The sequence below is a fragment of the Bradyrhizobium sp. BRP22 genome (genome assembly GCF_020194175.1).
GTDB lineage: Bacteria > Pseudomonadota > Alphaproteobacteria > Rhizobiales > Xanthobacteraceae > Bradyrhizobium.
This window is the reverse complement of sequence record NZ_JADYVX010000001.1, coordinates 277604-301298: the sequence shown is the minus strand read 5'-3', so window position 1 is coordinate 301298 and position 23695 is coordinate 277604. Positions and strand designations below refer to the sequence as shown.

At 63.2% G+C, this 23695-nt stretch carries 27 protein-coding genes; 11 read left to right on the top strand and 16 right to left on the bottom strand.

Features of this window, described 5'->3' with window-relative positions:
• Window positions 1-3 precede the first annotated feature (3 nt).
• Complete coding sequence (locus I6F35_RS01320; protein ID WP_225115829.1) at window positions 4-732, bottom strand: glutathione S-transferase family protein; 729 nt, start codon at window positions 730-732, stop codon at window positions 4-6.
• Window positions 733-767: 35 nt separating this feature from the next.
• A complete protein-coding gene (locus I6F35_RS01315; RefSeq protein ID WP_225115828.1) occupies window positions 768-1040 on the bottom strand; it encodes a hypothetical protein in 273 nt (90 codons plus the stop codon).
• A gap of 144 nt (window positions 1041-1184) precedes the next feature.
• Between I6F35_RS01315 and I6F35_RS01310 the strand changes: the two genes are divergently transcribed.
• Both I6F35_RS01310 and I6F35_RS01305 read left to right on the top strand, forming a co-directional pair.
• Window positions 1185-1883, top strand: a complete 699-nt coding sequence (locus I6F35_RS01310) for a YafY family protein (RefSeq protein ID WP_225115827.1) — start codon at window positions 1185-1187, stop codon at window positions 1881-1883.
• On the top strand, window positions 1883-2191 hold the full coding sequence (locus I6F35_RS01305; protein WP_225115826.1) for a YkgJ family cysteine cluster protein: 309 nt from the start codon (window positions 1883-1885) through the stop codon (window positions 2189-2191). Before I6F35_RS01310 ends, I6F35_RS01305 begins: the two co-directional genes overlap by 1 nt.
• A gap of 151 nt (window positions 2192-2342) precedes the next feature.
• Here the strand turns inward: I6F35_RS01305 and I6F35_RS01300 are convergent, their stop codons facing one another.
• From I6F35_RS01300 to I6F35_RS01290, 3 genes are all read right to left on the bottom strand, one after another.
• Complete coding sequence (locus I6F35_RS01300; RefSeq protein ID WP_225115825.1) at window positions 2343-2741, bottom strand: hypothetical protein; 399 nt, start codon at window positions 2739-2741, stop codon at window positions 2343-2345.
• 219 nt (window positions 2742-2960) lie between these two features.
• On the bottom strand, window positions 2961-3308 hold the full coding sequence (locus tag I6F35_RS01295; protein ID WP_225115824.1) for a DUF3307 domain-containing protein: 348 nt from the start codon (window positions 3306-3308) through the stop codon (window positions 2961-2963).
• 573 nt (window positions 3309-3881) lie between these two features.
• On the bottom strand, window positions 3882-4619 hold the full coding sequence (locus tag I6F35_RS01290; protein ID WP_225115823.1) for a Crp/Fnr family transcriptional regulator: 738 nt from the start codon (window positions 4617-4619) through the stop codon (window positions 3882-3884).
• A 215-nt stretch (window positions 4620-4834) separates the two neighbouring features.
• On the opposite strand from I6F35_RS01290, the gene I6F35_RS01285 reads away from it, so the two are divergent.
• On the top strand, window positions 4835-5014 hold the full coding sequence (locus tag I6F35_RS01285; protein WP_225115822.1) for a hypothetical protein: 180 nt from the start codon (window positions 4835-4837) through the stop codon (window positions 5012-5014).
• A gap of 61 nt (window positions 5015-5075) precedes the next feature.
• Here I6F35_RS01285 and I6F35_RS01280 read toward each other — a convergent pair whose 3' ends face one another.
• Window positions 5076-5282, bottom strand: a complete 207-nt coding sequence (locus I6F35_RS01280; RefSeq protein WP_225115821.1) for a hypothetical protein — start codon at window positions 5280-5282, stop codon at window positions 5076-5078.
• Between the two features lie 280 nt (window positions 5283-5562).
• Here I6F35_RS01280 and I6F35_RS01275 point away from each other — a divergent pair, with 280 nt between their 5' ends.
• From I6F35_RS01275 to I6F35_RS01265, 3 genes are all read left to right on the top strand, one after another.
• Window positions 5563-5736 (top strand): hypothetical protein, encoded by a 174-nt coding sequence (locus I6F35_RS01275; protein WP_225115820.1) that lies wholly within the window; start codon window positions 5563-5565, stop codon window positions 5734-5736.
• Entirely contained in the window at window positions 5733-5948 is a 216-nt protein-coding gene (locus I6F35_RS01270) for a hypothetical protein (RefSeq protein WP_225115819.1), read from the top strand. The genes I6F35_RS01275 and I6F35_RS01270 overlap by 4 nt, the downstream gene beginning before the upstream one ends.
• Before the next feature lie 64 nt (window positions 5949-6012).
• A complete protein-coding gene (locus I6F35_RS01265) occupies window positions 6013-6252 on the top strand; it encodes a hypothetical protein (protein WP_225115818.1) in 240 nt (79 codons plus the stop codon).
• Here I6F35_RS01265 and I6F35_RS01260 read toward each other — a convergent pair whose 3' ends face one another.
• Together I6F35_RS01260 and I6F35_RS01255 are read right to left on the bottom strand one after the other, a co-directional pair.
• Entirely contained in the window at window positions 6253-7152 is a 900-nt protein-coding gene (locus I6F35_RS01260) for a DUF6537 domain-containing protein (RefSeq protein WP_225115817.1), read from the bottom strand.
• On the bottom strand, window positions 7149-7811 hold the full coding sequence (locus I6F35_RS01255) for a cyclic nucleotide-binding domain-containing protein (protein ID WP_225115816.1): 663 nt from the start codon (window positions 7809-7811) through the stop codon (window positions 7149-7151). Before I6F35_RS01255 ends, I6F35_RS01260 begins: the two co-directional genes overlap by 4 nt.
• A gap of 363 nt (window positions 7812-8174) precedes the next feature.
• On the opposite strand from I6F35_RS01255, the gene I6F35_RS01250 reads away from it, so the two are divergent.
• Entirely contained in the window at window positions 8175-8960 is a 786-nt protein-coding gene (locus I6F35_RS01250; RefSeq protein ID WP_225115815.1) for an enoyl-CoA hydratase/isomerase family protein, read from the top strand.
• Window positions 8961-9010: 50 nt separating this feature from the next.
• Here the strand turns inward: I6F35_RS01250 and I6F35_RS01245 are convergent, their stop codons facing one another.
• From I6F35_RS01245 to I6F35_RS01210, 8 genes are all read right to left on the bottom strand, one after another.
• Complete coding sequence (locus I6F35_RS01245; protein ID WP_225115814.1) at window positions 9011-9724, bottom strand: nitroreductase; 714 nt, start codon at window positions 9722-9724, stop codon at window positions 9011-9013.
• A gap of 2 nt (window positions 9725-9726) precedes the next feature.
• Window positions 9727-10971: an acyl-CoA dehydrogenase gene (locus tag I6F35_RS01240; protein ID WP_225115813.1), complete on the bottom strand. Its 1245-nt coding sequence runs from the start codon at window positions 10969-10971 to the stop codon at window positions 9727-9729.
• A gap of 146 nt (window positions 10972-11117) precedes the next feature.
• Entirely contained in the window at window positions 11118-12365 is a 1248-nt protein-coding gene (locus tag I6F35_RS01235; protein WP_225115812.1) for an acyl-CoA dehydrogenase, read from the bottom strand.
• Window positions 12366-12386: 21 nt separating this feature from the next.
• The gene (locus tag I6F35_RS01230; RefSeq protein ID WP_225115811.1) at window positions 12387-13514 is read right to left on the bottom strand and encodes an acyl-CoA dehydrogenase family protein; all 1128 of its coding nucleotides are present in this window, start codon (window positions 13512-13514) and stop codon (window positions 12387-12389) included.
• A 160-nt stretch (window positions 13515-13674) separates the two neighbouring features.
• The gene (locus tag I6F35_RS01225; RefSeq protein ID WP_225115810.1) at window positions 13675-15549 is read right to left on the bottom strand and encodes an AMP-binding protein; all 1875 of its coding nucleotides are present in this window, start codon (window positions 15547-15549) and stop codon (window positions 13675-13677) included.
• A 43-nt stretch (window positions 15550-15592) separates the two neighbouring features.
• Entirely contained in the window at window positions 15593-16399 is an 807-nt protein-coding gene (locus I6F35_RS01220) for an enoyl-CoA hydratase/isomerase family protein (RefSeq protein ID WP_225115809.1), read from the bottom strand.
• Between the two features lie 191 nt (window positions 16400-16590).
• On the bottom strand, window positions 16591-17349 hold the full coding sequence (locus I6F35_RS01215) for an SDR family NAD(P)-dependent oxidoreductase (RefSeq protein WP_225115808.1): 759 nt from the start codon (window positions 17347-17349) through the stop codon (window positions 16591-16593).
• 75 nt (window positions 17350-17424) lie between these two features.
• A complete protein-coding gene (locus tag I6F35_RS01210; protein WP_225115807.1) occupies window positions 17425-18099 on the bottom strand; it encodes a TetR family transcriptional regulator in 675 nt (224 codons plus the stop codon).
• Between the two features lie 147 nt (window positions 18100-18246).
• Between I6F35_RS01210 and I6F35_RS01205 the strand changes: the two genes are divergently transcribed.
• From I6F35_RS01205 to mbfA, 4 genes are all read left to right on the top strand, one after another.
• Window positions 18247-19419 (top strand): acetyl-CoA C-acetyltransferase, encoded by a 1173-nt coding sequence (locus I6F35_RS01205; RefSeq protein WP_225115806.1) that lies wholly within the window; start codon window positions 18247-18249, stop codon window positions 19417-19419.
• 220 nt (window positions 19420-19639) lie between these two features.
• Window positions 19640-21181, top strand: coding sequence for an acyl-CoA synthetase (locus tag I6F35_RS01200; protein ID WP_225115805.1), 1542 nt, complete (start codon window positions 19640-19642; stop codon window positions 21179-21181).
• Window positions 21182-21402: 221 nt separating this feature from the next.
• On the top strand, window positions 21403-22557 hold the full coding sequence (locus I6F35_RS01195; RefSeq protein WP_225115804.1) for an alpha/beta hydrolase: 1155 nt from the start codon (window positions 21403-21405) through the stop codon (window positions 22555-22557).
• A 67-nt stretch (window positions 22558-22624) separates the two neighbouring features.
• Window positions 22625-23596, top strand: a complete 972-nt coding sequence (mbfA, locus tag I6F35_RS01190) for an iron exporter MbfA (RefSeq protein WP_225115803.1) — start codon at window positions 22625-22627, stop codon at window positions 23594-23596.
• Window positions 23597-23695 lie beyond the last annotated feature (99 nt).

Here is a 23695-nt window from a genome sequence, read left to right as displayed (position 1 = left end):
ATCCTAGGCCGCTTCACGGACAGGGGACCAGCCGAACTCCGGATAATACTGCCCCATCATCCGGTCGACATAGTCGGCGAGATTCCGGAATTTCTCGGTCCGCGCGCGCAGCGGCGAATCGAAGAACGGCGTCAAGATTCCCGCAAGCGCACCGAACGCGGTGGCATCGGTGCCGCACGGCGTGTCACCCATCAAATACCGCTTGTCGCCGAGCTGCACGGACAGCGCGAACAATGACCGGATGGCGAGGTCGATGTCCTCATCGGGCGCATGGCGGCCGAGGCCGGACAGCAGATAGTTCTCGGCGACACGGAATTGCGCATCCTCCCGCAGTTTCTCGCGCATATGCTCCGGCGCGCCGTCGAAGAAATGGGCCGGCCCCTTGGCGAAATTGGTTTCATCGACCCAGCGCGCGCCGACCAGAGCCCAATAGACGTGGTGCTCGATCATCCGCTCGAACGCCCAGGCCTGTGCGCGCGCCTGGAGGCTCAACGGCGCATCGAAGTCGAAGCCGTATTTGCCCTCGATATGCGCGCGGATGAAGGTCGAATCGGCGATCGTCTCCGCCTCGTCCCGGATGTAAGGCAGTTGCCCTTTGGGCGAACTCGGCGGCATCGCCTTTTCCTTGCAGTAGGCAAGCCCGGCCATCTTCAACTGGACCTCGGTCTTGGTCACGAAGGGGCTGATTTCCGGCAGGCCGAAGCCCGGACCGAAGCCATGGAGAATGATCATCTGGAGCCTCCCAAATTCCCAAAAAAAAGCTGAGCCTAGCGGCCCCCTGCTGCCACCATGGTGTCAGCAGGGGTAAAATGGGTCGCCAAACGAACCCGTTTCACGAGACGGCGGCTGCGGAAAACCAGGTGCTTCCCGGCGGCCGTCAACAGGGCGGCGATCGAACGCAGGGCCAGCTCGATGAGCGCCCAGCGAAGGTCGGAGGAGACGCTGTGGATCGTGACGAGCTGTTCCAGTGCAAAGGTTTGGGCTCGCCTGAACCTGCCAAGACGGCTATCGAAGCCGCCGCTTCCAATATGATTCAGCATGGACAAATTCCCTTCAGTTGAGGTGTTGTCCTGTTATAGCCACCCCCTGCTGCCAACATCCTGTCAGCAGCAGCGGGGCCGACCGCGGGAAAATTGACGACCCCGGAACAGACGAACCAAAGAGACCTGCTAAAGAGACCGACCATGAGACGCGCCGACCGGCTGTTTCAGATCATCCAGGTGCTTCGGCGTACCCGCAAACCGCTGACCGCGGACGCGATCGCCGCCGAACTCGAGACATCCAAGCGCACGATCTATCGCGACATCGCGACCCTGATCGAACAGCGTGTACCGATTCGCGGCGAGGCCGGCATGGGCTACATCCTGGAAAAGGGATTCGACCTGCCGCCCTTGATGCTCACGCCCGATGAGATCGAGGCTTGCGTGCTTGGCGCAAGCTGGGTCACGGGCCATGCCGATCCTGCGCTGGCGCGTGCCGCGCAAGACCTAATGGCGAAGATCGCCGATACCGTCCCTGAGCGCTTGCGGCCGTTCGTGCTCGAACCGGCAAGCCGAGCCCGCTGGGCGCGGAACCAGGAACCCGACCGTATCGACATGGTGCGGACACGCTCGCAGATCCACGACGGCAAGAAGATCACGCTTAATTATCGCGACGAACATGGTCGCGACACCGAACGCACGATCTGGCCGATCGCGGTCGGCTATCACGAGGCGGTGCGTATCCTGGCGGCATGGTGCGAGCTGCGAAAAGATTTCCGCAGTTTCCGCACCGACCGCGTGCTCGGCGCGATCTATCATGACGAGAAATATCCTGAGAGGCGCGACCTGTTGCGCGCGCGCTGGCGCCGCAGCCTGGTCTGGGAAGCACCGAAGGACGTCTGATGTCGATCGAAAATCCCTGCCAGGCCTGCGGCGCGTGCTGCTGGTATTCGGAGAACTGGCCCCGCTTCAGCACGGAGGACGAGGCGGAGCTTGACCTGATCCCGCAGCAATACGTCAATGCAAGGCAATCCGGCATGCGCTGCGACGGCGACCGCTGCTCGGCACTGTCAGGCGACATCGGCGTTGCCACGAGCTGCGCGATCTATGCGATGCGGCCCGAGGTCTGCCGCACCTGCATGCCCGGCGATGCCGAATGCGCGATGGCGCGACGCCGGCACGGGCTGCCGGTGCTGGCAGTCGAACCGTAGCCCGGATACGGTCGGAAGACCCTCATGGTGAGGAGCGCGTCTTCGCGCGTCTCGAAACCCATGAGGCCCTGATCTCGCCCGCGGCCCATGCCTCGAGACGCCGCTTTGCGGCTCCTCGGGATGAGGGAGAGTTCGTGGTCCGCTAAGAGGCTTAGACCGTCACGGTCTCCGCAGCCTCTTCCTCGTCGAGATCGTCGATGATCGGCGCGAAGGTCGCCAGCGGCTTGGTCGAGAGCGTGATCGGCTTGCGGCCGCCATGCGAGGGCGTGGTGACGCGGGCTGGCTGGCGGGACAGTTTGTAAAGCGTGTTGCCGACGTGGCCGCCGAAGAAAGCGAGCTCGCGCTCGCTGCAGCTTGCGGCGATCGCCAGCGCCAATGAATGCAGATGATGGCGGCGATAGCAGAACAACGCCAGCATGGCCCGGACATCGGACGAGACGCTCTCGACCAGGGCCTGAAGGCCGGCCGGGTTGGCGCGGTACATCTGTCCGAGCAGCTCGTCGCGGACCGGGCAAACGTCGTTCTCGAAGGCGTTGCGGCTTGAAAACATTGCAGTTCTCCCTGATCCGCAAGATGCCGTGCAATTCTCTAACGAAGGGTTAACCACGGGCGCCAGTAGTCATCCGGGTGGATTGCCAGCTTTGAGCGAATCAGAAAGCGGCGTTCTTTACCGCTGTCGCCAACGGAGCCGTCGCTGCGCCAGGAGGGCATTTGTCGTTCAGGGGGATGAGAGCATCGAGCCCCGGAATGATGGGGCGAAGGACGCAACTCAGTTCACGGCCATGAAGATCGCAAGGCCGAAGCCAGTCAGATGATGCAGTGCCTGATCGACGCCGATCAGTGACCAGAACCAGGGATGCTCGGTGGTGACGCCGAAGGTCGAGGTGGTGATTCCCTTGGCACGATCCACCGCAAGGTGGATGAAGAAATCGATGAAGGCGACGAACCAGAATCGTGGCGCGATCACCAGGATCAGGAGCAGCGAGGTCGCAAGATGAACGAGACAATGCGCAAACAAGGGCAGCGCCCAGCCGCTCTTCTGATCCTTGCCGATCGCCATCCAGGAATTCTGCAGAAGGAAATCCGCCACGATGTGCTTGGCGGTCAGCAGCAGCATCCATCCTACCAGCGCTGCAACCGGGACCGACGACGACATGGATGGAAACGACAAAGCTGACGCCCTTCGTTGCGACTAGTGGGAAATGATGGAGAAAAACCGGACCTGGGTGTCAGCGCAACTTTTTCTTAAACCCGCAATATTCAAAACTTGCGGCCATTTATGGCATCTCCTGCGCCCGAATGCACGTCTCGGTCCTCCGAAATTCATATGGTGTGGCTCTGCGGCGATAGTGCTGCGGCATCGCCGCACAGACGATCAAGCTTAACACCATAGCCGACTGCGATTTGTAGTCGAGACAGGGCGCGGACATCGTCCAGACGCATAGGATTGTTCGCTCAAGAAAACCATCTCGACCAAAAAATATGTAAAAACAAATAGATACGTCACACAAACAGATCGAATGAACGGCCACCTCAAGAAGCCTTCACACGGCTATGCGAGCCTCGCCGCTGCGTCGCAGTGTAGCGACCGGCTGCAAATGCGGAGCGTAGCCACTCCCGCTCGACCACCGTTACACTACCTCCAAGCGTACGTGATACCAAGAGCAACCTGGGGCCAGGCCGGGCCGCATCATTCGATGGCGTCGAGCTGCCGGCCTTCGCGCTCCATATGCAGATAGTTGGCGTTGAACAGGCCGGCATCCATCAGGCGGCGAAGATCGGGCACGACAAGCGTCTTGCCCTTCAACACGATCAGGTTCGCCGAGCGCAGCTCCTGCAGGGTGCGGTTGACATGCACCTTGGACAGCCCGCTGGCGTCCGCGAGATCGGCTTGCGTCAGAGGGAAGTCGCAACTGTCGCCGCTAGTGAGGCCGGCAAGGCGTAGCCGGAAGAACAGCTCGCACAAGAGATGCGCCATGCGCTCCAGCGCCGTGCGCTGGCCAAGGTTCAGCGTCCATTCGCGCTGGATCGCGGCATCGACCAGGCTTTCCCACCACAGCGCCGTCACGACGCGCGGATATCCACCGCTGATCTCCTCGAAGAATTCGCGCGAGAGGTCGGCGATGGCGACATCCGTGATCGAGCCGATCGAATGGTCCATCTCGCGCAGGATGAAAACATTGAGATCGCAGATATCGCCCGGCAGGAAGAAGGACACCACCTGCCGCCGCCCGTCTTCCAACTGCTTGTAGCGGCACGCCCAGCCGGCAACGACCAACTGCACGTCCTTGGGTCTCTCACCTTCGCGCACGATATCGACGCGGGGACCGAACTTGCGCAGTCGCTCCGATGCCGCGCGGTTGAGAAACGCGCGATCGGCCGACGACAGCCGCACAAACTGCTCAAGCTTACGAACGAGTGGACTCAACGGAACGGTCTCCCCGCGAATAAGTCGAGTACGAATCGGTCCAGTTCAATAACGTATGTTATTCACTCTCAAGTAGCTATTACTATATCATACTCTAACAGGTTGCGAACGCTGGGGCCCAAAATGCAAGTTTCTTCAAGCACACCCACCACATGTTAATGCGCAGGCGAAACCCTGTCTGTGACGATCTGCAGCGGTGCAGTCGGGGAAATGTGATGCAGGAATACCGGGCCTATCTGTTGGGAATCGACGGCCACATTCGCGAGCGGATGGAGTTGGAAAGCGAGACGGACGAAGACGCGGTCGCAAAGGCGCGCCATCACTTCAATGGCGGCGCGATCGAGGTCTGGCAGGGGATTCGCATCGTCGCCAAACTGGACGGTGGCTCCGAATAGGTGACGGATTCGCGTCAGCCCTCGTGCCGCAGGGCCGCAGCAAACTGATGCAACGTCTTTGCTATCCAGTCGGCGCGTCGCCGCTATCGTCGGGGCCCATTCCCGAACCCGGCGTCTTGTTGTCGTCGGTGAGTTTGGGATCGCGCGTCGCTTCCTTCGAAGTGGAATGGTTCGGATCCGTCTTGTGCGCGGTCTGGGCGCGCCGCTTGTCGGCAGGCTGCTCCTCGCCCTTCTTGTCCCTGACGATGCCTTGGCTGGAACGTGTCATCGGCTGCTTCCCTGATGCCCTCGACGGCCCCGGCGACCTTTTCGCCGGGGCTTATCACCGGAGTGCTTCCGCCATCCTCCGGGGACGGATGGCGGAAGCAACAGGCTTACGCTCGGCCGCGGCAAACGTTCCAGTCGCCCAAGATTTGCATCTTTGGTTTGACCGGCTTTCATAGGTTAAGGACGCTGTCGAGGCTGCAGATTAGCTTCGCTTCCAGATCGGAGGCGGCATGAAGAAGAAGCGAAACAGATCGCGGCCGACCGAGCCATTCGAGGTCCGTTTGCAGAAATTCGCCCGCGATGCACGCGCCGCCGCGCGCCGGCTCCCGCTCGGGCGCGAGCGCGATGCATTGATGAAAAAGGCCAAGCAGACCGAGAATGTGCTCGATGTCAGCGCCATGCTGACCATCCGCCATGCAGTGAGTGAGAGGAGAGATCAGGGAGGGGCAAAATGATCGAGGCAAAATTTGATTCGAAGACCCTGGCGACCATGAACGCCGCGTTGGATCGGATCTGCGAGCAAACGCAGCATGGCGAGCGGCATTCGGTTCGCAAGAGAATTGCCAGACAAATCATCAGATCCGCCGAGGGCGGCAAGACCACGCTGACGGAACTGATCGCCGCCGGGGAACGGGCGCTCAACGAACTGGCTCCCGCCGCGAAATAGCAGCCTTTGCAGGAACGCAAGACGTCTACCGGTTCTTGTTATCCAAACAAGGAAGGCAGCAACCATGCGCGTGGCGATCAGCCTTGTCTTGCTTGCGATTCTGGTGGCCGTTGGCGTGTTTGCCTACGAGGGATTGACATTGCCGGGTGCCGCAATGCCCGGCCAGGGCTATGCGGCCATGGCGATCGGCATCATGTTTTCCGTGATCATCGGCGTCGGCCTGATGGCGCTGCTGTTCTACTCGAGCCGCCGCGGCTATGACGAACCGCCGAAGCTGAAGTCGCGCGAGGACCGCCAGCGATAATCAACCGGCCGCGGCGCTGGTGCCGGCCGGCAGGCGGGCGCGGATTTCAGCGATCTTGCGCTTCAGTGCCGCCTGCCGCGGATCGGGCATGGCGGCCGCGCGGGCTTCCGCAATCGCAGCGGCGAGGTCCGGCAAGGCAAGCACGCCATCGAAGGTGGGCTTGGCGAGGTCGTCGATGATGGTGTGCCAGTCGGCGAGCCCCTGGCGGTAGCTCGCACCATAGCCCTCGATCATCGTTGCCGTGCGGATGACCGCAAGCGTGGCTGCCGGCTGCTTGGCCAAGCTGCGGTTGATCATATGCAGCCAGCGCTCGACCCAGACCCGCTCCTTGGCATAGCGAACCGAGAACAACCGCCAGCGCTTGAGACCCGCCTCAAGCTTCAGGCGGCGGATGCTGAACCGGTTCTTGGTGGAGAAGCGGACCTTGACCGTCCTTCGTGCCCAGCCCAGCCACTCCAATAGATCGAGCACCGGCTCGGCGACGGCGGCCGGCAGCGAGCCGACCAATTCGTCGAACCGGAATCGCCTGATATCCACCGATCCGGCCTGCGGACCCTTTTCGGCAAGCTCGAGCAGTTTCAGTCGCGCGATCCGGATCGGGTCCTCATAGGCCATGCGCTGCGCCATCAACTGCGCGATCTCTGCCAGCATCGCCTCGTCGACATCGCGCCTGCCGACGAAGCGCCGCAGACGGTCGACGTAGAGCTGGGCGTAGCCAGCGCTCTGGTAATCGATCAGGAGGTTGATGGCCTCGCGGGCGACGGCCGCAACGCTTTCCGGCAATCCCTCGGGCAGGATTGGCGGCGCGCCGTCCTCATCGCCGAGGAAGTCGGCGAACAGGTAACGCAACGAGGACAGGATGCCGTCGTCGTCCGCCACGGTTGCACTCTCGCTCGTCATGCCGGCTTCGGCTCTACCGCCGTCACTTGCTGGGCCAGCCGCTGCTCCAGCGTATCGATATTCTGGAACAGCCGCGCGCTGGCAAGCCTGAGAAAGTAGAAGCCGAAGGCCGGGTTCTGCACATAGAGCTGCTCGACCTGATCGTAACTCACCGAAAGGATGACGCCGGCCTCGACGCACTCCAGCGTCTGCGTGCGCACATTCGACGGCGACAGCATGCCGAGCTCACCGACAATGGCGCCGACCGGCAGCTCGATGCCGGACTCGACCAGGCGGAAGCGGCCGCTGACGATGTAGAACATGCTGTCGGCCTTCTCGTCCTTGTAGAACAGGACTTCACCGGCGCTGCACTTTTGCTCGGTCATGAACGGCTTCAGCCATTCCATCGAAAGATCGCTGTTGACCGATTTCCTCACGTCGCGGACGAGCTGCAGCATCTGGTGCAGGCGATAGGAATTGACCAGCAGCATCACCACCTGCACCATGATAACCAGATAATTATGGATCGGGATCGCGGTGATGATCAGGACAATGTTCGCGAGGATGCCGAAAACGCGCAAAGGGATCATCGTCCGCATCGTCGTGGTGGCGATCACGAAGATCGAAGCGAACAAGGCGCCGGCAGTCCCTACGTGCTGAGCAAGATGTGAGGTATCCATAGGAAACCAACCAATTTTTAGGCAGTGAATGTCGTCGCGATCTCTTAATCCGGGGCTGCCCCGCACGGCAGCCTCTCCCTGATATACGGGAAATGTCGCTCTTTTGTTCGCCAATCTCACCACTTTGTCAGGCAAATCGGACGCTGACCAGGGCACCCGGCGTGCCCAAACAGGTGCGACCGAGGCGGAATGCAGCCATTTGCCAGCCGTCGTTGACGGGCCTGGCAGGGAAAGGCACCTTCCGGCGACGGGCGTGGATTACCACGTCCGCGAAGCAGCCAACAGGCCCGAACGTGCCGAGACGATCGACGGAAAGACCGAGCCCAGGCGGCGCGAGCTGGATAACCAATAATGGAGCAAACCATGTCTGACGCGGCAGAGACCGCAACCCCGCCGCAGCTCGAGATTTCGGGCGCCCGCGCCACCATCCGCCTCAACCGTCCGAAGCACATGAACAGGCTGCAGGCCGAAGATCTGGTCGAACTGACGAGATTATTCGACCGCGTCGAAGCCGATCCCGCCGTCCGCGTGCTGGTCCTGACCGGCACCGGCCGCGCCTTTTCCGCCGGCTACGATCTCAATTCGGTGGCGGCCCGCGCCAGCGCGACCAGCGAAGAGCCGAGCACCGGTTCCGCGTTCGAAGGCGTGGCGAACCGGCTTGAGGATCTGGGCGTGCCCACGATTTGCCGGATCAACGGCGGCGTCTATGGCGGCTCGACCGATCTGGCGCTCGCCTGCGATTTCCGCATTGGCGTCGACACCGCGGAAATGTTCATGCCTGCGGCAAAGCTCGGCCTCCATTATTACCCAAGCGGGATCAGGCGCTACGTGACGCGGCTCGGCTTCGACAACGCCAAGATGCTGTTCCTGACCGGGCAGAAGATCAGCGCGCCGGAGATGCTGCGGATCGGCTATCTCACCGCCATGGTGCCGGAGGAAGCGCTGGACGAGGAGGTCGACCGGCTCGCCGGCATCCTCGCCGCCAATGCGCCTCGTGCGATGGCCGGCATGAAACGGGCCATCAACGAATTCGCCCGCGGCAAGCTGGACGAGGAAGGCGCCGACCGCCGCCACCGCGAAAGCCTGCGCGGCCCGGAGATCCGGGAAGGCATCAAGGCCCGCGCCGAGAAGCGGCCTCCGAAGTTTTAGAAGGTGCTCACCCTCCCCTGAAAGGCGAGGGTGAGAGCCACCTGAAGAGGCTACTCGTCCAGAAACGTCACGGCGTCCGCGATCTTCGCGCGCGAGGTGCGATAGCTGTTCACCTTGTGGCCATGATCGGCGTAGCCGAACGAGATGCCGCAGACCACGCGGCGGTCGTCGGGCAGATTGAAGTGCCGGCGGATCAGGCCGGAATGGCGGGCAAGCGCGGCCTGCGGGATGGTGCCGAGCCCGAGCGCCTGGGCGGCCAGGATGAAATTGGAGACGTAGGCGCCGCAATCGATCGCACCATAGATGCCGAGCGGCTCGTTGGTGTGGATAATGGCGACATGCGGCGCGCCGAAGAAATTGTAATTCTCCAGCGCCTGTTTTGCGTAAGCGGCTTTGTCGCCGCGCGGGATACCGAGCGTGTTGTAGAGCTGGAAGCCGCTTTCGCGACGTCGCTCGAGATAGACGCCGACATACTCGCGCGGCGGCGCGAAATCATGGTCGTCCTTGGCGCCGGAAGCAGCTTCCGCATAGATCGATTTGCGGAAGCGTTCCTTGGCCTCGCCGCTCGCGATCAGGACCTGCCAGGGCTGGCTGTTGCACCAGGACGCGGTGCGCTGCGCCACGTTAAGCACATGCTCGATGATCTCCCGCGGCACTTCGCGCGGCAGGAAGGCGCGCACCGAGTAGCGCTCGTTCAAGAGCTCTTCGAGCACGCCGATGCGATCTTCCGTCGTGTAACGCGGGCTTGGCGTCTTTGCATCCATGGTCAGCGTCCTTTGGTTGGGATCTTGTTGAACGGCATGTCCTTGTCCACGCGGATGTCACCGGGCAGGCCAAGCACGCGTTCGGCGATGATGTTGCGCAGGATCTCATCGGTGCCGCCGGCGATCCGCATCGACGGCGAGGTCAGCAGCATCTGCTGGAACTGGCCATGCGCCGTTTCTTCCGAGGCACCCGTGAGCGCGCCGGCGGCGCCTTCCAGATCCATCGCGTAAGTCGCGATGTCCTGCAGCATGGTGCCGGCGACGAGCTTGCCGATCGAGTTCTCCGGCCCCGGCCGCTCGCCCTTGGAGAGCGATGAAATCGCGCGGTAGCTGGTGTATTTCAGCCCGCTCGCCTTCACGGCCCAATTCGCGAGCTTGGAACGCACGGCGGGATCGTCGATCGCAAGGCCGTCGTCCGTCATCAAATTCGCGCAGAACTCGAACATCTCGGGGAAGCCGGTCGCAAGCCGCGCGCCGATCGACATGCGCTCATTCATCAAGGTGGTCAGCGAGACGTTCCAGCCGTCGCCGACCGCGCCAAGCCGCTGGCTGTCCGGGATCACCACGTCGGTGAAATAGACCTCGTTGAACTCCTGCATGCTGTTGGCCTGCTTGATCGGCCGCACCTCGACGCTTTTGCTCTTCATGTCCAGGAAGAACATGGTGAGCCCCTTGTGCTTTGGCACGCTCGGATCGGTGCGCGTGATCAAAAGCCCGTAATCGGAATAGTGCGCGCCTGACGTCCAGATCTTCTGGCCGTTGATGATCCAGTTGTCGCCCTGCTTTTCCGCGCGCGTGCGCAGGCCTGCAACGTCAGAGCCGCCGGCCGGTTCGGAAAACAGCTGGCACCAGATCTCCTCGCCCGAGGCGAGTTTCGGCAGATAGCGGCGCTTGTGCTCCTCGCTGCCGAACGCCATCACGGTCGGCCCGCACATGCCCTCGCCGATCTGGAACGGCTGCGTGAGCTTGCCATAGACACCCTCCTCCTGCTGCCAGATCACCTTCTCGATCGGTGTCGCGCCGCGGCCGCCATATTCCTTCGGCCAGTGCAGACAGGCCCAGCCGCTCTCGGCCTTCTTCTTCTGCCAGGCCTTGCCGACCTCGACGATGTCGTGATTGGCAAGACGGATGCGGCCGAGCGAGGATTTCGAGAGCTCCGCCTCGAGTTCCTTCGGCGCATTGGCGTCGATCCATTTGCGCGCCGTGGCGCGGAATTCGGCCTCCTGCGGGGTATCGTCGAAATTCATTGGCGCACCTCTCAATCTCTATTCTTGCTCGTCACTCGCCCCTCATGGTGAGGAGGCGCGCAGCGCCGTCTCGAACCATGAGGCCCCAGCCCGGCCTGCATCCTTCGAGACGCCACGCTTCGCGCGGCTCCTCAGGATGAGGGTCTTCATACGCGGCCCTTGGTCGGTATCTGGTTGAACGGCACGTCCTTGTCGACTCTGATATCGCCGGGCAGGCCAAGCACGCGTTCGGCGATGATGTTGCGCATGATCTCGTCGGTGCCGCCCTCGACGCGGGTGCCGGGCGCGCGCAGCAGCATCGCCTGGAACTTGCCGGCGAGTTCCGCATCCTCCGGCCCGCTCAATACGCCGGCGGCGCCCTGCAGGTCGAGCGCGTACATCGCAACTTCCTGGATCATCGAGCCCGCCACCAACTTGCCGATGGAATTCTCCGGGCCCGGCCGCTCGCCTTTCGACAACGCCGAGATCGCGCGCATGCTGGTATATTTCAGCCCGCTCGCCTTGACGGCATAGTGGGCCAGCCTTGAACGAACGCTGCGGTCTTCAATCGCGGGGCCATCTTCCAGCATCAGATTGTTGCAGAAGTCGAACAGCTCGGGAAAGCCGGTTGCGACGCCGGCGCCGATCGACATGCGCTCGTTCATCAGCGTGGTCAGCGACACGTTCCAACCGTCATTGACCTCGCCGAGCCGCTGATGATCCGGGATTTTGACGTCGGTGAAATAGACTTCGTTGAAGTCGGACTGTCCGCTCGCCTGCTTGATCGGCCGCACCTCGACGCCCGGGCTCTTCATGTCCAGGAAGAACATGGTGAGGCCCTTGTGCTTGGGCACGGTCGGATCGGTGCGGGTCAGCAGGATGCCGTAGTCGGAATAATGCGCGCCTGAGGTCCAGATCTTCTGGCCGTTGATGATCCACTCGTCGCCCTTCTTCTCCGCGCGGGTGCGCAGGCCTGCGACATCGGAGCCGCCGGCCGGCTCGGAGAAGAGCTGGCACCAGATCTTCTCGCCGGAGGCCAGCGGCGGCAAATAGTGGCGCTTGTGCTCCTCGCGGGCGAACGCCATCATGGTCGGGCCGCACATGCCGTGGCCGATGATGAACATCGCGGAGAGCTTGCCGAACGCGCCCTCCTCCTGTTGCCAGATCACGCGCTCGATCGGCGAGGCGCCACGGCCGCCATAGTCCTTCGGCCAGTGCAGGCAGGCCCAGCCGGCATCCGCCTTCTTCTTCTGCCAGGCCTTTGCGACCTCGAGGATGTTGGCATCCTTGAGCTGGGTGCGACCGAGCGAGGATTTGCGCAGCTCTTCCTCATATTGCTTCGGCGCGTTCGCCGCGATCCAGGCTTTCGCCTCGGCGCGGAACGCGGCTTCCTGCGGAGTGTCGTCGAAGTTCATGGACGTGGTCCCTCGAGCTGCTCAAGCCGCGTTCTTCTTGCGCATGCGGTCGATCAGGGCATCCTCCCAATAGGAGAGGCTGCCGAGACCGAGCGCGGTGGCGTTGGCGCGCCGGTAATACATGTGGCAATCGAACTCCCAGGTGAAACCCATGCCACCATGGACCTGGATGTTGTTCTTGGCGCAATGCTGGAACGCCTGCGTCGCGCTGATCCGCGCGGCAGCCGCCGCCTCCGGCAATTCCGCGGCGTTGGTCGAGAGCGCCCAGGCGCCGTAATAACAATTCGAGCGCGCCAAGGTCGCCGAGACATACATGTCGGCGAGGATGTGCTTGACCGCCTGGAACGAGCCGATGGGACGGCCGAAGGCGATACGATCCAGCGCGTAATCGCGCCCCATCTCCAGCGCGCGGTCGGCGCCGCCGACCTGCTCGAACGCGAGCAGCACCGCGGCGCGGTCGAGCACTTGGGTGATGATGCCCCAGCCTTCACCAGTGGCGCCGAGCGGCTCGGCCTTGGCGTTGGTGAAGGTGAGTTCGGCCTGGCCGCGGGTCGGATCGATGTTGGTCAAGTCCTTGACCTCGACGCCGTTGGCCTTCAGATCGACCAGGAACAGCGAGATATCGGCGTCACGCCCGATCGAACCGGTGCGCGCGGCAACGACAGCGAAATCAGCAATGGCGCCATCCGGCACCGGCTTCTTGGTGCCGTTGAGCGCACCGCTGGATGCAGTCAGCTTGATCGCCTTTGGCGACGGATTGCCCTTGCCCTCGAACAGCGCCAGCGTGCCGATCGCTTCGCCGCTCGCGATCTTCGGCAACCATTTCTGCTTCTGCGCATCGCTGCCGGCGAGCATCAAGGCTTCGGCCGCGAGATAGACGGTCGAGGAGAACGGTACCGGCGCCAGCGCCCGGCCCATCTCCTCCGCGATCACGCAGAGTTCGAGATGGCCCGCGCCCGCGCCGCCGAACTGTTCGGGGATCGCGACGCCGAGGAAACCCATCTCGGCGAGGCCTTTCCAGAGGTCCTTGTCGTAAGCCGCCTTGCCGTCCAGCACAGTGCGCACCGCTTTCGGCGGGCATTGCTCGCTGAGGAATTTCCGCGCCTCGTCGCGCATCTGCTTCTGTTCGTCGGAGAAATCGAAATTCATGGCGGCTTACCCTTTTTCTGCAGTCATCTGTTTGCCGTCATTCCGGGGCGCGCGAAGCGCGAGCCCGGAATCCATCGCGGCGCGTGCGCGAGCGGAGAAATGGATTCCGGGCTCGATGCTAGCGCATCGCCCCGGAATGACGAGTGGAGAGGGTTGATTGTCATTGCAGTACGATCACATCTGCGTCGGGTGTGTCGGCATAGAGCTTCTCCACCAGCGCCGCGCGGCGCTCGAGGCCGGCACGCTGGTTGATGTAGCCCTTGTCGGTGAGTTCGTTGCCGTCGATCGAGGGCGGCTCGACCATCAGCATCGCGCGCGAGATGCGCCGGCTGCTGGCGCCGGCGACGGAAGCATTGTGCGCTTCGATCCCGCGCCTGAAACAGGCGATCACCTCCGGATGCTTCACAGCCTCTTCGAAGGTAGCGTTGGAATCGCCGATGAGCTGGCGGCAGGCGTGAAGATTGGGCCAGGCGAGCAGGCCGATGAACGGGCGATCCTGCCCGGCCACTAGGGCGTCATGCACCACAGGCGTCGCGGCGGCGATGGCGTCGGTGCGAAGTGAGCCGACATGCACGAAGGTGCCGGTGGTGAGCTTGAAATCCTCGACGACGCGTCCGGCGAAGATGATGCCCTGCACGGGATCCTCAGGGTCGACGAACACGCCGGCATCGCCGATGCAGTAAAACCCCTCCTCGTCGAACACCGATCTGGTGAGCTCGGGCTGGCCGAAATAGCCGGGTGTGACGTTGACGCCGCGCAGGCGCAATTCATATTTCGCGCCGCACGGCACCATCTTCAGTTCGACGCCGGGGAACGGCAGCCCGATCAGGCCGACGCGCTCGGTGTCCCAATAGGTGCCGGTCGAGGTCGGCGCCGTCTCGGTCGAGCCCCAACCGGTATAAAACACGATGCGCTCGCCGGTCGTGCGAACCGCGAGCGCCTGCATGCGGTCGTAGAGATCGTCAGGCAGCCGCGCGCCGCCATAGGCCATGACGGAGAGATTCCTGAAGAAGCTGCGGCACAGCACGTCATCCTTTTCCATCGCCGCCGCCAGCGCGGCGTAGCCGGCCGGGACGTTGGCGTAGTAGGTCGGCGAGATCTCACGCAGGTTACGGATGGTTTCGTCGAACTGGCCGGGCATCGGCCGGCCGTCGTCGATATAGAGCGTGCCGCCGTCGATCAGCACCGGATTGAACAGCGCGTTGCCGCCCATGGTGTGATTCCACGGCATCCAGTCGAGATAGGTTGCAAGCGGCCCGTTCGGATCACGCGGCCGCACTTGCATCATCATCGCAGCATTGGCGCACATCATCTCCTGGGTGTTGATGACGGCTTTGGGCATGCCGGTCGAACCCGAGGTGAACAGCAGCTTGCCAACCGTTTGCGGCGTGATCTGCGCGATCGAGGCTTCGACATCGTCGGTCACGGGCGTCGCCGCAAGCTCGGCGAAGCTGACGCTCTTGATGCCCTCGCAAGGGCGCGCGACGTGGATGACGGCGACGCCATCGAGATCGAGCGCGCGCAACGCCTTCTCGAAGGTCGGGCCGTCCTGCACCATCACCACGGCGGGCTTGATCAGGTCGAACAGATATTTGAGCTTGAGATGATCCTGGCTCATCAGCGAATAGGCCGGCGACACCGGCGCTGCCCGCAGCCGCGCCTGCATCGCTGCCTGCGTCATCAACGCATGCTCGATCGAATTGCCGGAGAGGATCGCGACCGGGCGGCCGGGATCGAGCTTCAGATTCAGCACTGCCTGGGTGAGCGCATCCACCGCGCGCTTGGCGTCGGCGTAGGACAGCTTTCGCCAATGTCGCTCCGGGCCGGTGCGCTGGGCGAGCCAGGTGCGCTCCGGCACCTCCCTCGCCCATTTCGCAAGCGACGCAGGAATGTGCGTCTCGTAGGGGCCGAGCGGAATACGCGACTTCAAAATGATCGCGCCATCCTCACGCCGCTCCACAGCGATGTCACGCGGCAGCCATTCGATCTTGCGAAAGCCGGGCTTTTCCAGCACCGCGGCTGCACTCCCACTCATTTTGCGTCTCCCGGAATTCTTGTCCTTTGCGGATCTTTCGTTGCTATCGCCTGATATACACAGGCTTTCGTTTTTCGAGAAAGGCCCTGATACCTTCTGCAAAATCTTCCGAGCGGCTGCACAGGACCTGGTTGCGGTCTTCCATCGCGATCACCGCTTCCAGCGAGGACGCATCGACGCTCATGTTGAGGCACTCCTTCGAGAGCCTCAAACCCACCGGAGAAGCCGTCAGCATCGCCTCGACGTAAGGCTCGGCCGCCACGTCAAGCGCGCCCTCTTCGACCACCTCCGAGACGAGCCCGACCGCAAGCGCGCGCTCCGCACCGATGAAGCGGCCGGTGAGGATCAGTTCTGATGCCACGGAGACGCCGACAAGGCGCGGCAAGAAGTAGCTGGTGCCGATATCGCAGCCGCCGAGGCCGAGCTTGATGAAGGCACAATTCATCCGCGCCGACTTGGTGGCAATGCGAATATCGGAAGCGAGCGCCAGCGCAAAGCCGCCGCCGGCGGCAGCGCCCTGGATCAGCGCGACGATCGGCTGCGGGCAGCGCCGCATCAGCATCACGATGTCGGCGATGCGCCGCTGCGAGTCCAGCGACTCGGTGACACCGGGCGGCTCCTGCTGTCCGGCGCGCCGCTGCATCGCGTGCTTGAGGTCAAGGCCGGCGCAGAAGTTCTGGCCGGCGCCTTTCAGCACGACGACGCGGGTGTCGCGGTTGCGCTGCAGGCTCTGGAAATAGACATTCAGCGCATCGATCAGCGACGGATCGAGCGCATTCAGGCTCTCGGGACGATTGAGCGTCACCCAATCGGCGCCGTCGTGATGTTCGATCAGAAGCGGTTGGGTCACGCGATGCTCCCTGCATCCGCCGATGCGATGCCGATTGCTGCGCCCTCTCCCCTTATGGGAGAGGGCTGCACCGGCTTTAACCGTGCATTCGATACGGTGAGGGGTTGCCAGCCGGAGAGAACCCCTCATCCGGCGCGGATTTCATCCGCGCCACCTTCTCCCACAAGGGGAGAAGGGAAGAGGCGATCGCCTTACCGCGGAGCCATGCGGATGGCGCCGTCGAGGCGGATGGTTTCCCCGTTGAGCATCGCGTTCTCGACGATATGCACCGCGAGCGCGCCATATTCATCGGGCTCACCGAGGCGGGCCGGATGTGGCACCTGCGCGCCGAGGCTCTTGCGCGCTTCCTCGTTCAGACCCATCAGGAGCGGCGTGAAGAAGATGCCGGGCGCAATGGTGTTGACGCGGATCTTGAGGCTGGCGAGGTCGCGCGCCGCAGGCAGCGTTAGACCGACGATGCCGCCCTTCGAGGCGGAATAGGCGATCTGTCCGATCTGGCCTTCATACGCCGCAACCGAAGCGGTGTTGACGACGACGCCGCGCTCCTCGCCGATCGGCTGCGCGGTGGCGAGCCGCTCCGCGAACAGGCGCAGCACGTTGAAGGTGCCGATCAGATTGACATTGATGATGCGCGTGAACTTCTCCAGCGGATAGACGCCGTCCTTGCCGACCACACGTTGCGAGCCGCCGATGCCGGCGCAGTTCATCAGCACGCGGGCAATGCCATGCGCGGCTTCCGCCTTGGCGATCGCGGCCTTGACCTGCTCCTCGCTGGTGACGTCGGCATGAAGCGCCACGCCCTTCACTTCGGCCGCAACCTTTTCGGCGTTCTCCTTGTTCTGGTCGAGCACACCGATCCTGGCGCCCTTCGCGGCCATGGCGCGCGCGGTGGCGGCGCCAAGGCCGGAGCCACCGCCGGTGATGAGAACGGCAACATCTTTCAACCGCATGGATACAACCTTTCCTTGGGCGTTTCTTTCTCTAGACTTGGAACTCGAGGCTTGGGACTTCCAGAACTCAGTTGGTCACTCGGCCGCAACACCTTTCTGGGTCGACGGATTGAGCATGCCGCCGAAGATCAGCGCTTCCATATGCTTGATGTATTCGCGGCAGACCTCGTCGGTGACCGGGCCGACGCCGGTTGCGCGCGACATCGCGTGGCGACCGAAGAACAGGTGGTCGCAGGCGCCGATCAGGCTGGTGTAGAACAGCACCGGATCGACCTCGCGGAATTCGCCGGCCCGCACGCCTTCGTCGAGCAGGCGGCGATGGAAATCCAAGAGCGGCGCGATGAAGAATTTCGACACCTCGTCGGCCGCCTCCGCGTTGCTCTCATGCAGCAAATAGTGGATCAGCCGGTTCATATAGGGGAACTGGTGATAGGCGCGGATGATGCCGGTGATGTGCAGGCGGAGCTTTGCGGTCGGCGAGATCGGCTGCGCCAGCAGATATTCGAGCTGCGACATCTCGGTTGCGGCATCGCGCGCGAGCAGCGCCAGCAGCAGGCCGTCCTTGTTGCCGAAGTGGTACTTCACCAGTGCGGCATTGACGCCGGACTTCTGCGCGATGTCGGACAGCGACACGTCGATCGAGGCGCGCTCGATCATCAACTCGCTCGCGGCAATCAGCAGCTTCTCCGCCGTCGGGTTCCTGCCCGCCGGAAGTCGCGTCGGTATGGTGGTGTTCAACTCTGATGCCATGAGCCTGCCAGGAAGGTCCGTCGGGCAGATAACCCGATGCCGCGCCCGACCTCAAGAGTTAATTGATTGATTGACTAAATCCATTGCCGCCCTTTTAATCCGGCCATCTTCGAAACGCCCATCCAGAACACTTAAGGGAGATAAGACATGGCCGAGGCCTATATCGTCGCCGCCGCTCGCACCGCCGGCGGCCGCAAGGGGGGGCGCCTTGCCGGCTGGCATCCGGCCGACCTGGCCGCGACCGTGCTCGACGCGCTGGTCGAGCGCTCCGGCGCCGATCCCGCGCAGATCGAGGACGTGATCATGGGCTGCGTGATGCAGGCCGGCGAGCAGTCCAACAACATCGCGCGCAACGCAGTGATGGCCTCGAAGCTGCCGGAAAGCGTGCCCGGCACCTCGATCGACCGGCAGTGCGGCTCCTCGCAGCAGGCTCTGCACTTTGCGGCTCAGGCCGTGATGTCCGGCTCGATGGACATCGTGATCGCCGCCGGCGTGGAGTCGATGACGCGGGTGCCGATGGGCCTTGCCTCGTCGCTGCCGCAGAAGAACGGCTTCGGCTACTACAAGAGCCCGAACATCGAGAAGCGCTACCCGAACATCATGTTCAGCCAGTTCACCGGCGCGGAGATGATGGCGGAGAAATACGGCCTCTCCAAAGACGAGCTCGATGAATATTCCTACAATAGCCACCAGCGCGCGATTGCCGCGACCCAGGCCGGCAACTTCAAGGACGAGATCGTGCCGGTGCAGATCACCCGCGCCGACGGCACCACCGACACCCATCACATCGACGAAGGCATCCGCTTCGACGTCAGCCGCGACGGCATCAGGGGCGTCAAGCTGATCGCCGAGAACGGCAAGCTGACGGCGGCGAGCTCGAGCCAGATCTGCGACGGCGCCTCCGGCGTGCTCGTCGTCAACGAGAAGGGGCTGAAGCAGCTCGGCGTCAAGCCGCTGGCGCGCATCCACCACATGAGTATGCTCGGCCATGATCCCGTGATCATGCTGGAGGCGCCGCTGCCCGCCACCGAACGGGCGCTGAAGAAGGCCGGCATGAAGATCGACGACATCGACCTGTTCGAGGTCAACGAGGCCTTCGCCTCGGTGCCGACAGCGTGGCTGAAAACCACCGGCGCCGATCCGGCCAGGCTCAACGTCAATGGCGGCGCGATCGCGCTCGGCCATCCGCTCGGCGGCTCCGGCACCAAGCTGATGACCACGCTCATCAACGCGCTGAAGCAGCGCGACAAGCGCTACGGCCTGCAGACCATGTGCGAAGGCGGCGGCATGGCGAATGTGACGATCGTCGAACGGCTGTAAGCGTTCGATCGTTCACCGTAGTCACCACACAAACGGTGTCGTCCCGGGCTTGACCCGGGACCCATAACCACAGGCTTTCGTGGTTATGCCCGGCTGGGGCTCCAGCCCAATTCCAAACCACGATCGGTGGTTATGGGTCCCGGCTCCCGGCTACGCCAAAGAGGCTTCGCCGCGGCACGCAAGGCCGGGACGACAGAAGAAATCTTTCAAGGAAACGCCTGTGACCCACCCCTCGATCCACGCGCGCACGCATCCGGACAAGATCGCCTACCGGATGGCCGGCACCGGCAAGGCGATCACCTATCGCGAGCTCGACGAGCTCTCGAACCAGGGCGCGCATCTGTTCCGCTCGCTCGGGCTGAAGGCCGGCGACCACATCGCCTTCCTGATGGAGAACCGGCTCGCCTTCATGGAGATCTGCTGGGCGGCGCAGCGCGCAGGCCTCTATTACACCGCGATTAGCCGCTACCTGAAGCAGGACGAGATCGCCTACATCATCAAGGACTGCGGCGCCAAGCTCTTCATCACCTCACCGAAATGCGCCGAGCAGGTGACGGGCCTGGTCAAGGGCGGGTCGGACGAACCGCTATGGTTCATGATGGATGAGCCGCTGCCCGGCTTCCGCTCGTTCGACAAGGAAGCGATCGTGCAGCCGACCACGCCGATCAAGGACGAGGTCGCGGGCTACGACATGCTCTATTCCTCCGGCACCACCGGACGGCCCAAGGGCATCAAGAAACAGTTCGAGGGCAATTCGATCGACGTGCCGAACCCGTTCCTACGGGTGCTGTGCGCCGAGATGTGCGGCATGAACGCGGACAGCATCTATCTGTCGCCGGCGCCGCTCTATCATGCCGCTCCCTTGCGCTTCAACATGATGGCGATCGTGCTCGGCGGCACCTCGATCATCATGGAATCCTTTGACGCCGAGGAATTCCTGAAGCTGGTCGAGAAGCACAAGGTGACGCAGTCCCAGCTCGTGCCGACCATGTTCGTGCGCATGCTGAAGCTGCCCGACGAAGTGCGCAGGCGCTATGACGTCTCCTCGCTGAAGGGCGCGATCCATGCGGCGGCACCCTGCCCGGTCGACGTGAAAGCGCAGATGATCGAGTGGTGGGGGCCGATCCTGATCGAGTACTACGCGGGCTCCGAAGGGAACGGCGTCACGGTGTCGACCTCGCAGCAATGGCTGGAGCACCGCGGCACGGTCGGCCGCGCTGTCGTCGGCAAGGTGAAGATCCTCGACGAGAACGACGAGGAGCTGCCGGTTGGCGAGATCGGCACGGTCTATTTCGCCGATGCACCGGCATTCACCTATCACAACGATCCGGAGAAGACGAAGCGCGCCTATAACACCAAGGGCTGGTCGACGCTCGGTGATGTCGGCTATCTCGACAAGGACGGCTTCCTTTATCTCACCGACCGCAAGAGCTACATGATCATCTCCGGCGGCGTGAACATCTATCCGCAGGAGACCGAGGACGTGCTGATCACGCATCCTGACGTCTCCGACGTCGCGGTGTTCGGCGTACCGAACGAGGAGATGGGCGAAGAGGTCAAGGCCGTGGTGCAGCCGCACGATATGGCGAAGGCCGGCAAGCAGCTCGAAGCCGAATTGATCGTCTTCTGCAAGTCGCGGCTGTCCGCGATCAAATGCCCGCGCTCGATCGATTTCGAGGCCGAACTCCCGCGCACGCCGACCGGCAAGCTGGTGAAGCGCCATCTGCGCGACCGCTATTGGCCGAAGCCGGCGAGAGCGTAACTTTCTTGTCGTCCCGGCGAATGCCGGGACCCATAACCACCGGCCCGCGTTGCTGCACGTACCGCCGCCACGGCTTTCCGCAACACGAACATTTGTGGTATGGGTCCCGGCTCCGCGCTTCGCTTGGCCGGGACGACAGCGAGTTTGTCGACGCCAGGCTTGTCCCGCGCATCCACATCTTTACAGTCGCGCGGCATCAAGAAGACGTGGATGAAAGCGCCATGAATACTCTCCCCGACATCCCGCTCCCCGCGGGCATTCGCTCCCGCTATGTCGACGATATCAACGGCCTGCGCATGCATGTGCTCGAGGCCGGTTTCGAAACCAGGGGACGGCCCTGTCTCCTGCTGCTGCACGGCTTTCCCGAACTGGCGTTCTCATGGCGCAAGGTGATGCCGGCACTGGCTGCGGCCGGCTATCACGTGATCGCGCCGGACCAGCGCGGTTATGGGCGCACGACTGGCTGGGATGGCGACTATGACGGCGATCTCGCGTCGTTCCGCCTCCCCAATCTGGTGCGCGATGCGCTGGGGCTGGTCTCGGCCTTCGGCTACAGAAGCGTCGATGCCGTGATCGGGCACGATTTCGGCTCTTCGGTCGCGGCCTGGTGCGCGCTGATCCGGCCGGATGTGTTCCGGGCGGTGACGATGATGAGCGCGCCGTTCGGCGGTCCGCCCTCGCTGCCGTTCAACACCGCGGACGCGCCCGCGACGCCTGCATCAGAGGACCCGGTGCATCGCGAGCTCGCCGCGCTGCCACGACCGCGCAAGCACTACCAATGGTACTATTCGACGCGTGAGGCCAATGCCGACATGCACCGCGCGCCGCAGGGCGTGCATGATTTCCTGCGCGCCTATTACCACCACAAGAGCGCGGACTGGAAAGACAACAAGCCCTATCCGCTGCAGTCCTGGTCCGCCGGCGACCTGGCGAAGCTGCCGACCTATTACATCATGGATCTCGCCGACGGCATGGCGGCCACTGTCGCGAAGGAAATGCCGTCGGCCGCCGAGATCGCCGCCAACAAATGGCTGCCGGATAACGAGCTTGCGTTCTACAGCGCCGAATACGCGCGCAACGGTTTTCAGGGCGGCTTGCAGTGGTATCGCTGCGGCACGTCAGGCGCATTCGTCCCGGAATTGCAGACATGGTCGGGCCGCACCATCGATGTGCCCTCCTGTTTCATCTCGGGCCGGCAGGATTGGGGCACCTACCAGCGCCCCGGCGTGTTCGAGGCGATGCAGTCGAAGGCCTGCACCAACATGATCGGCTGTCATCTGGTCGACGGCGCTGGCCATTGGGTGCAGCAGGAGCAGCCGGCAGAGGTCGGCCGGCTGCTGCTCACGTTTCTGCGAAACGCGCACGGCGGAAGGTGATTGACGCGGTAGCCAAGGCCTCCTATCTAGTTTAGAATAATTCTAAACTATGTTGGAAGGCGGCTCCGTGAAGAACTTTGCCGATCTGACCGAGCGCGAAGTGCTGGCGGTCGCGATCTCCTCCGAGGAGGAGGACAGCCGCATCTACATGACCTTCGCGGAGGACCTCGCCGAGCGTTATCCGGACTCCGCCAGGATCTTCGAGCAGATGGCCGAGGAGGAACGCGGCCACCGGCACCAGCTGCTCGAGCTCTATGAGCAGCGTTTCGGTCCGCATCTGCCGCCGATCCGCCGCGAGGACGTGAAGGGATTCTTGCGCCGGCGCCCGATCTGGCTGACCAAGAACCTGTCGCTCGACACCATCCGCAGAGAAGTCGAGACCATGGAGCTCGAGGCCGAGCGCTTCTACGCCAAGGCCGCCGAGCAGGCCGAGGACGTCGGCGTGCGCCGCCTGCTCGGCGATCTCGCCGAGGCGGAAAAGTACCACGAGAACCTCGCCGCCAAACTGACAGGCGATATCCTCAAGCCCGATGTGCGCGCCGAAGAGGACCGGACCCGCCGACGCATGTTCGTGCTGCAATATGTCCAGCCCGGACTCGCCGGGCTGATGGATGGCTCGGTCTCGACACTGGCACCGTTGTTCGCTGCCGCCTTTGCTACCCATCAGAACTGGCAGACTTTCCTGGTCGGCCTCGCCGCGTCGATCGGCGCCGGCATCAGCATGGGGTTTGCCGAGGCGCTATCCGATGACGGCTCGCTGACCGGGCGCGGCTCGCCATGGCTGCGCGGCCTCACCTGCGGATTGATGACGACGCTCGGCGGCCTCGGCCACACCGCGCCTTATCTGGTGCCAGACTCCTGGCCAAACGCGTTCTGGTTTGCCACCGCGATCGCCTGCATCGTGGTGTTCTTCGAATTGTGGGCGATCGCCTATATCCGCGCGCGCTACATGGACACGCCGTTCCTGCAGGCGGTATTCCAGATCGTGCTCGGCGGCGCCATCGTGCTCGGTGTCGGCATTTTGATCGGCACCGCCTAAGCGCAAATCCGATCAAGCGACAAGGCTGCATCCGAGGCATGAGGCATCGTGCTTGCGAGCCTCAATCAAACTGAGCATCATCAAAGCTGCGTCAGCCAT

Excerpts from the sequence above, each read along its gene's own strand:
- I6F35_RS01320 (WP_225115829.1), bottom strand. The coding sequence starts at position 732 with ATGATCATTCTCCATGGCTTCGGTCCGGGCTTCGGCCTGCCGGAAATC.
- I6F35_RS01315 (WP_225115828.1), bottom strand. The coding sequence starts at position 1,040 with ATGCTGAATCATATTGGAAGCGGCGGCTTCGATAGCCGTCTTGGCAGG.
- I6F35_RS01310 (WP_225115827.1), top strand. The coding sequence starts at position 1,185 with ATGAGACGCGCCGACCGGCTGTTTCAGATCATCCAGGTGCTTCGGCGT.
- I6F35_RS01305 (WP_225115826.1), top strand. The coding sequence starts at position 1,883 with ATGTCGATCGAAAATCCCTGCCAGGCCTGCGGCGCGTGCTGCTGGTAT.
- I6F35_RS01300 (WP_225115825.1), bottom strand. The coding sequence starts at position 2,741 with ATGTTTTCAAGCCGCAACGCCTTCGAGAACGACGTTTGCCCGGTCCGC.
- I6F35_RS01295 (WP_225115824.1), bottom strand. The coding sequence starts at position 3,308 with ATGCTGCTGCTGACCGCCAAGCACATCGTGGCGGATTTCCTTCTGCAG.
- I6F35_RS01285 (WP_225115822.1), top strand. The coding sequence starts at position 4,835 with ATGCAGGAATACCGGGCCTATCTGTTGGGAATCGACGGCCACATTCGC.
- I6F35_RS01280 (WP_225115821.1), bottom strand. The coding sequence starts at position 5,282 with ATGACACGTTCCAGCCAAGGCATCGTCAGGGACAAGAAGGGCGAGGAG.
- I6F35_RS01270 (WP_225115819.1), top strand. The coding sequence starts at position 5,733 with ATGATCGAGGCAAAATTTGATTCGAAGACCCTGGCGACCATGAACGCC.
- I6F35_RS01265 (WP_225115818.1), top strand. The coding sequence starts at position 6,013 with ATGCGCGTGGCGATCAGCCTTGTCTTGCTTGCGATTCTGGTGGCCGTT.
- I6F35_RS01260 (WP_225115817.1), bottom strand. The coding sequence starts at position 7,152 with ATGACGAGCGAGAGTGCAACCGTGGCGGACGACGACGGCATCCTGTCC.
- I6F35_RS01255 (WP_225115816.1), bottom strand. The coding sequence starts at position 7,811 with ATGGATACCTCACATCTTGCTCAGCACGTAGGGACTGCCGGCGCCTTG.
- I6F35_RS01250 (WP_225115815.1), top strand. The coding sequence starts at position 8,175 with ATGTCTGACGCGGCAGAGACCGCAACCCCGCCGCAGCTCGAGATTTCG.
- I6F35_RS01245 (WP_225115814.1), bottom strand. The coding sequence starts at position 9,724 with ATGGATGCAAAGACGCCAAGCCCGCGTTACACGACGGAAGATCGCATC.
- I6F35_RS01240 (WP_225115813.1), bottom strand. The coding sequence starts at position 10,971 with ATGAATTTCGACGATACCCCGCAGGAGGCCGAATTCCGCGCCACGGCG.
- I6F35_RS01235 (WP_225115812.1), bottom strand. The coding sequence starts at position 12,365 with ATGAACTTCGACGACACTCCGCAGGAAGCCGCGTTCCGCGCCGAGGCG.
- I6F35_RS01230 (WP_225115811.1), bottom strand. The coding sequence starts at position 13,514 with ATGAATTTCGATTTCTCCGACGAACAGAAGCAGATGCGCGACGAGGCG.
- I6F35_RS01225 (WP_225115810.1), bottom strand. The coding sequence starts at position 15,549 with ATGAGTGGGAGTGCAGCCGCGGTGCTGGAAAAGCCCGGCTTTCGCAAG.
- I6F35_RS01215 (WP_225115808.1), bottom strand. The coding sequence starts at position 17,349 with ATGCGGTTGAAAGATGTTGCCGTTCTCATCACCGGCGGTGGCTCCGGC.
- I6F35_RS01210 (WP_225115807.1), bottom strand. The coding sequence starts at position 18,099 with ATGGCATCAGAGTTGAACACCACCATACCGACGCGACTTCCGGCGGGC.
- I6F35_RS01205 (WP_225115806.1), top strand. The coding sequence starts at position 18,247 with ATGGCCGAGGCCTATATCGTCGCCGCCGCTCGCACCGCCGGCGGCCGC.
- I6F35_RS01195 (WP_225115804.1), top strand. The coding sequence starts at position 21,403 with ATGAATACTCTCCCCGACATCCCGCTCCCCGCGGGCATTCGCTCCCGC.